Below are 6329 nucleotides of genomic sequence, written 5' to 3'. Positions count from 1 at the left end.
ACGGCGCCATGGACGCACATCGCCAGCGGGGTGCGCGGTCTTCCGGATCGGCTCGGGCGGCTCGTCCCGGTCGTGCTCATCGCCCTTCCGCTCCTGGCCGTGGCGATCCCGCTCGCGATCGCGGTCCACGGACGGTGGGCGTTCGCTCCGGCGCTCGTCGGCGTGTGTGCGGCCCTGTTCCTGTCGGGGCTCGGGCTGTCCAGCATCTCCTCCGTCGTCGCCCCCTACGCCGTCTCGCGGCCGGGTGATAGCCCGTTCCAGCAGCCGCAGCGCACGGGGTCCGGCGGGGTCATGGCGCAGGGACTCGTGATGGCGGGGGCTCTCGTCGCCGCAGCCCCCGCGCTCTGGTTCGCGTGGCAAGCGGTCGCCTCCGACACCGCGGACGCGTTCCTGGCGCTCTGGGCAGGGCTGGCGGGCGGCGGGGTCGTCCTGATCGCGGGGATCGCGATCGGGGCCGCGCAGTTCGAACGCCGCGGCACCCGGCTGATGGAGTTCGCCGAGGCGACCTGACGGCCGGATCCACCCCCGCCGGACCGTCCGCGGCTACACTGACTCATCATGAGTACGCCTCTCGACCGTCCGGACAGCGGGGGTCTTGCGACCCTGGATCGTGAGCTCGAAGAGCTCATCCGCGAAGAGAACATCGAGCCGGGCGATCACGAGCGGTTCTCGCACTACGTCAAGAAGGACAAGATCCTCGAATCCGCACTGACGGGCAAGCCGGTGCGCGCGCTGTGCGGCAAGAAGTGGACCCCGGGTCGTGATCCCGAGAAGTTCCCCGTGTGCCCGCAGTGCAAAGAGATCTACGAGTCGCTCAACACCTGATCCGCGCGGCGCTCACGCGATGGTGATCGACGTGGTCGACGACGTCGACCCGTCGCTTCCGTACAGCGCCAGCGTGAACGTGTACGTGCCGGCCGGCACCGGGAATTCGTTCTCGCCCGGGTACCACCGCAGGTCCTGTGCGTAGCCGCCGATCGCGATCGTGAGGACGCCGCTGAGCGTCGACGATCCCAGCGGGCCCGTGACCTGCACGGTGTACGGCAGCACCGCGACGCTCGGGTCCGGGTTCGGCCACCACGTGATGTCCTGGTCGTAGTTCGCGCACACGTAGACCACGATCGGGCCGCGGTTCGTCCCGGTGGCGGGGTCGTACTTCGAGGCGTTCTGCACCGTGTACCCGGGGTTGATGCGCAGCTTCGACACCGGGACGCTGCCCCCGGACTGCGCCGACGCGGGCACCGAGGTGGCGGCGACGAGGGGGACGACCCACGCCGCGGTCGTCAGGATGGCGCGACGTGTGGGCGCTGATCGCGGTGTCGACGGGGCATCGTCGGTCATGGGGCTCTCCGTTCGGTGCGCGGCACGCTCGGGGAGCCGGCGCGCGGCACGGCCTCGACCCGGCGAGGTTCCCACGCTAAGGAAGGCGCGGGCCCTTCACGGGTTCTTGCGGCAGATCCTCGCCCGCCATGGCGACGCTTTCACCCGCCGCCCGCGCCCGGCGCGTCAGGCCTCGACGTACTCCGTGGGCAAGGCCGGGTCCGACCGGCTCAACGCGAGCGCACGGACCGGGAGCTCTTCGCGCACGCGGGCGTGATGGGCGCGGGCGGCGACGACGCCCTCGGGACCGAGCGCCGCGGCATCCGCCTCTCCGGCGACCATGAGCGGTACCTGCAGGGCGCGCGCGTCCGGGTGTTCGGCCGCCGTCGAGAGATCCTCGAACCCGTCGCTCACCACGATCAATTCGGACGTGGCGGTGCCGTCGTCGAGGGTCCGGAACGCGGCCTTGCGTCCGCCGTGCGACGCCTTCTGCGCCGAGGCCTTGGCCACGGGCACCCAGGACCCGTCGGTCGCCGCGCGCGCGACGAGCTTGAAGACCAGACCGGCGGTCGGAGTGCCCGACCCGGTGACGACGGACGTTCCGACGCCGTAGCTGTCGACGGGCGAAGCGGCGAGGGCCGCGATGGCGAACTCGTCGAGGTCGCTCGTGACGGTGATGCGCGTGTCGCGGGCGCCGAGGTCGTCCAGAAGCGCCCGCACCTCACCCGCGACGATGGGGAGATCCCCCGAGTCGATGCGGACCCCGCCGAGCGAGGTTCCGGCGACCCGCACCGCCGTGCGCACGCCCTCGGCGATGTCGTACGTGTCGATCAACAGGGTCGTGCCCGTGCCGAGGGCCTCGATCTGCGAACGGAAGGCGTCCTCTTCGCTGTCGTGCAGCAGTGTCCACGCGTGCGCCGCGGTCCCCATGGTCGGCACGCCCCATCGGCGCCCCGCCTCGAGGTTGCTGGTCGCCGAGAATCCGGCGATGTACGCAGCGCGGGCGGCGGCCACGGCCGACTCCTCGCCGGCTCGTCGCGAGCCCATCTCCGCCAGGGGCCGGTCGCCCGCCGCGACGCTCATCCGGGCTGCGGCCGTGGCGACGGCCGAGTCGACGTTGAGGACGCTGAGAGCCAGGGTCTCGAGGATGACGGCCTCGGCGAACGTGCCTTCGATGGTGAGCAGCGGCGAGCCGGGGAAGTAGATCTCGCCCTCGCGGTAGCCGGTGATCGAGCCCGTGAAGCGGTAGTCGGCGAGGAAGTCGAGGGTCGTGGCATCCACGATCCGGTTGTCGCGCAGGAACCGCAGCTCCTCGTCGCCGAAGCGGAAGTCGCGGATGGCGTCGAGGAGTCGTCCCGTGCCCGCCACGACGCCGAACCTCCGCCCGCCGGACAAGCGTCGGCCGAACACCTCGAACACGCAGCGGCGATGCGCGGTGCCATCGCGGAGGCCCGCATCGAGCATCGTGAGTTCGTAGCGGTCGGTGTGCAGGGCCGTGCTGCGCGTCATGGCGCCAGCCTATTGCGGACCGGGTGGCCGTCGACCGGCCGGGTAGGCTGGACGCCTATGAACGACGCGCCGATCGGGATCTTCGACTCGGGAGTCGGTGGTCTCACCGTCGCCCGCGCGGTCTCGGCGCAGTTGCCGCGGGAGTCGATCCTCTACATCGGCGACACCGCCCGCTCGCCCTACGGCCCTCGGCCCATTGCCGAGGTCCGCCGCTATTCGCTCGAAGTGCTCGACACTCTCGTCGACCAGGGCGTGAAGATGCTCGTCATCGCGTGCAACACCGCCTCGGCCGCGGTGCTCCGCGACGCCCGGGAACGCTACGACGTGCCGGTCGTCGAGGTCATCGGCCCTGCCGTCCGCACCGCCATGTCCACGACGAGGAACGGCCGGATCGGCGTCATCGGGACGGTCGGCACCATCGGCTCCCGCGCGTACCAGGACATGCTCGAGGTGAACGAGCGACTGACCGTGTTCGCGCAGGCCTGCCCGCGCTTCGTGGAGTTCGTCGAGGCGGGCATCACCGATTCCCCCGAAGTGCTCGCCGTGGCCGAGCAGTACCTCGCGCCGCTGCGCGATGCCGGCGTCGACACGCTCGTCCTCGGGTGCACGCACTACCCGTTCCTCGAGGGCGCCATCAGCTACGTAATGGGGCCCGAAGTGAGCCTCGTCTCGAGCGACAGCGAGACCGCGAAGGACGTCTACCGCCAGTTGGTCTCTCAAGACCTGCTCGCGGGAACGGATGCCGTCCCCGCGCACCGCTACGAGGCCACCGGCGATTCGGCCGCGGATTTCCTGCGCTTGGCGCACCGACTCATGGGCCGTGAGGTGCGCGAGGTGCAGCTCGTGCAGACCGGCGCCATCGACCTGCCGCGCTGAGCCGCGGCATCCATCCCGTTCCCAGGAGGACCCATGACCGACACCCGCAAGGACGGCCGCGCCGTCGACGACCTGCGTCCCGTCACGATCGAACGCGGCTGGTCGGCGCACGCCGAAGGTTCGGCGCTCATCACGTTCGGCGGCACGAAGGTGCTGTGCACCGCCTCGTTCACCAACGGCGTCCCGCGCTGGCTCACCGGCAAGGGCAAGGGCTGGGTCACGGCGGAGTACGCGATGCTCCCGCGCGCCACGAACAGCCGCAACGACCGCGAGAGCATCAAGGGCAAGGTCGGCGGTCGCACCCATGAGATCTCGCGCCTGATCGGCCGGGCGCTGCGCGCGGTCGTCGACACCAAGGCGCTGGGCGAGAACACGATCGTGATCGACTGCGACGTCCTGCAGGCCGACGGCGGCACCCGCACCGCGGCGATCACGGGGGCGTACGTCGCCCTCGCGGATGCCATCGCGTGGGGACGCGAGAAGAAGTTCATCGCGCAGCGCTCCGAGGTGCTCTTCGACTCGGTGTCGGCGGTCTCGGTCGGCATCGTCGACGGCACGCCGCTGCTCGACCTCGCGTACGTCGAGGACGTCCGGGCCGAGACCGACATGAACGTCGTCGTCACCGGTCGCGGCCTCTTCGTCGAGGTGCAGGGCACGGCCGAGGGCGCGCCCTTCGACAAGGCCGAGCTCGACCGGCTGCTCGAACTCGGCGTGAACGGCTGCGCGCAGCTGCGCGACCTGCAGACCGCAGCGCTCGAGGGCTGACATGGCCCGCATCGTGCTCGCGACGCACAACCCGCACAAGGTCGAGGAGTTCCAGGCGATCGTCGCGGCCACCCGCCCCGACCTCGAAGTGATCGGTTACGACGGTCCCGAGCCGGTCGAAGACGGAGTGACCTTCGCCGCGAACGCCCTCATCAAGGCCCGCGCGGCGACGGCGCACACGGGGCTCCCGTCCCTCGCCGACGACTCGGGTGTCGCCGTCGACGTCCTGGGCGGTTCGCCGGGAGTGTTCTCGGCCTACTGGGCCGGCCACCAGAAGGATGCCGGGGCGAACCTGCACCTTCTGCTGGACCAGCTGTCGGACGTCGCCGATCCGCACCGCACCGCGCAGTTCGTGTCCTGCATCGCGCTCGTCCGTCCCGACGGCACGGAGTCCACCGTCGAGGGACGCTGGCCGGGACGTCTGGCGACCGCGCCGGCCGGCCCGGGTGGTTTCGGGTACGACCCGATCTTCGTGCCCGACGGCCAGCCCGTCGGGGGAGAGCGCACCGTCGGCGAGTGGTCGGCGGAGGAGAAGAACGCGCATTCTCACCGGGCGCGCGCATTCCGCAACCTAGTGCCCCTTTTGCAGACACTCTGATCTGTTAGACACAGGAGGTGGATCGCGTGCCATCCGTGTCGATCATCGTTCCCGCCTTCAACGAGGAGGCGGTGATCGGGCGGTGCCTGGAGGCGGTCCTGGCCCAAACGGTACGGCCGGCCGAGGTGATCGTCGTCGACAACAGGTCGACGGATGCCACGCGCGAGATCGTGGCGGCGATCATCGCTGACAATCCCGGTGCCGGCATCCGTCTGCTCCGCCAGGACGACCGGCAGGGTCTCATCCCGACGCGGAACGCGGGGATGGATGTCGCGATCGGCGACGTCCTGGGGCGGATCGACGCCGATACGACGCTGAAGCCGGACTGGGTCGCCCAGGTGACCCGGGTGTTCGCCGACCGGGCAACCGACGCCGTGTCGGGACCGATGGAGTACTACGACCTGCCGCTGCGTTCGGTCGGGCACCAGATCGACGACCATCTGCGCCGGTTGCAGGTGCGTCTCGCCGGCGACTTCGTCTTCCTCTTCGGCAGCAACATGGCCGTCCGCGCGGAAGCCTGGCGAAGGGTGCGCCCGCATCTCTGCGACGACGTGGCCGACGTGATGCACGAAGACCTCGACATCGCGATCCACCTCGCGTGGGCGGGGTGCCGGATCGGTTACGACTCCGGCGTGGTCGCCGGGATGTCGGCGCGTCGGGTGGACGACCGACCACGCGACTTCCGCAAGTACGTCGAGCGGTTCGAGACCACGTATTCTTCGCACGGCATCCGGGATCTGCGACTTCGCGCACCGATGGCGGTCTTCCTCGGCGTGTATCCCGCTCTGCACACGCACCGGGCCATCCAGCGCCAGTTGGCGGGCCTCCGACGCTGAGGCCGGAGCGAGAGCGATATCCGCTCTCATTCCCGAGTTCCGCGAAACGACGCGGCCGGAGCGGGGCCGCCCGTAGCCTGGATCCATGCACGATCACGCGCCCGCCGGCGGCATCCGCGACGCAAGCCACCGTCGTCTGCTCGGCGTCGCCCTCGGGTTGACGGCGACGGTCATGGTGGTGCAGGTCGTGGGCGCGATCCTCACCGGGTCTCTTGCCCTGCTGGCGGATGCCGCCCACATGTTCACCGACGCCGCGGCCCTGGTCGTCGCGCTCATCGCGACGGCGATCGCCGCGCGCCCGGCCGACGATCGGCGCACGTACGGCTACCAGCGCGCCGAGGTGCTCGGGGCGCTCGTGAACGCGATCGTGCTGATCGTGCTCAGCCTGGGCGTCGCGTTCGAAGCCGTGCAGCGTCTGCTCGCGC

8 protein-coding genes and 1 pseudogene are annotated in these 6329 nt (G+C 70.6%); 7 read left to right on the top strand and 2 right to left on the bottom strand.

Annotated elements, in window-relative coordinates:
* A pseudogene (locus tag LQV45_RS15620) lies at positions 1-510 on the top strand (hypothetical protein); the annotation flags it as partial.
* A 48-nt stretch (positions 511-558) separates the two neighbouring features.
* On the top strand, positions 559-825 hold the full coding sequence (locus tag LQV45_RS15615) for a DUF3039 domain-containing protein (protein ID WP_076490174.1): 267 nt from the start codon (positions 559-561) through the stop codon (positions 823-825).
* Positions 826-837: 12 nt separating this feature from the next.
* On the opposite strand, the gene LQV45_RS15610 is transcribed toward LQV45_RS15615, so the two are convergent.
* Together LQV45_RS15610 and LQV45_RS15605 are read right to left on the bottom strand one after the other, a co-directional pair.
* Positions 838-1341, bottom strand: a complete 504-nt coding sequence (locus LQV45_RS15610; RefSeq protein WP_230007824.1) for a hypothetical protein — start codon at positions 1339-1341, stop codon at positions 838-840.
* Between the two features lie 165 nt (positions 1342-1506).
* On the bottom strand, positions 1507-2829 hold the full coding sequence (locus tag LQV45_RS15605; RefSeq protein ID WP_230007823.1) for a nicotinate phosphoribosyltransferase: 1323 nt from the start codon (positions 2827-2829) through the stop codon (positions 1507-1509).
* 57 nt (positions 2830-2886) lie between these two features.
* Between LQV45_RS15605 and murI the strand changes: the two genes are divergently transcribed.
* From murI to LQV45_RS15580, 5 genes are all read left to right on the top strand, one after another.
* Positions 2887-3705 carry a glutamate racemase gene (gene murI, locus LQV45_RS15600; RefSeq protein WP_230007822.1) on the top strand — a complete coding sequence of 273 codons (819 nt, stop codon included), beginning with the start codon at positions 2887-2889 and terminating at the stop codon, positions 3703-3705.
* 33 nt (positions 3706-3738) lie between these two features.
* Positions 3739-4470 carry a ribonuclease PH gene (gene rph, locus LQV45_RS15595; protein ID WP_138175125.1) on the top strand — a complete coding sequence of 244 codons (732 nt, stop codon included), beginning with the start codon at positions 3739-3741 and terminating at the stop codon, positions 4468-4470.
* 1 nt (position 4471) lies between these two features.
* Positions 4472-5068: an RdgB/HAM1 family non-canonical purine NTP pyrophosphatase gene (rdgB, locus tag LQV45_RS15590; protein WP_230007821.1), complete on the top strand. Its 597-nt coding sequence runs from the start codon at positions 4472-4474 to the stop codon at positions 5066-5068.
* A 26-nt stretch (positions 5069-5094) separates the two neighbouring features.
* On the top strand, positions 5095-5904 hold the full coding sequence (locus tag LQV45_RS15585; protein ID WP_230007820.1) for a glycosyltransferase family 2 protein: 810 nt from the start codon (positions 5095-5097) through the stop codon (positions 5902-5904).
* Between the two features lie 85 nt (positions 5905-5989).
* Positions 5990-6329, top strand: a 340-nt coding sequence (locus LQV45_RS15580) for a cation diffusion facilitator family transporter (RefSeq protein WP_230007819.1), incomplete at its 3' end; no start/stop codon positions are given.

The sequence above is a fragment of the Microbacterium sp. Bi128 genome, assembly GCF_918698205.1.
This window is presented reverse-complemented; position numbering and strand designations above follow the sequence as displayed.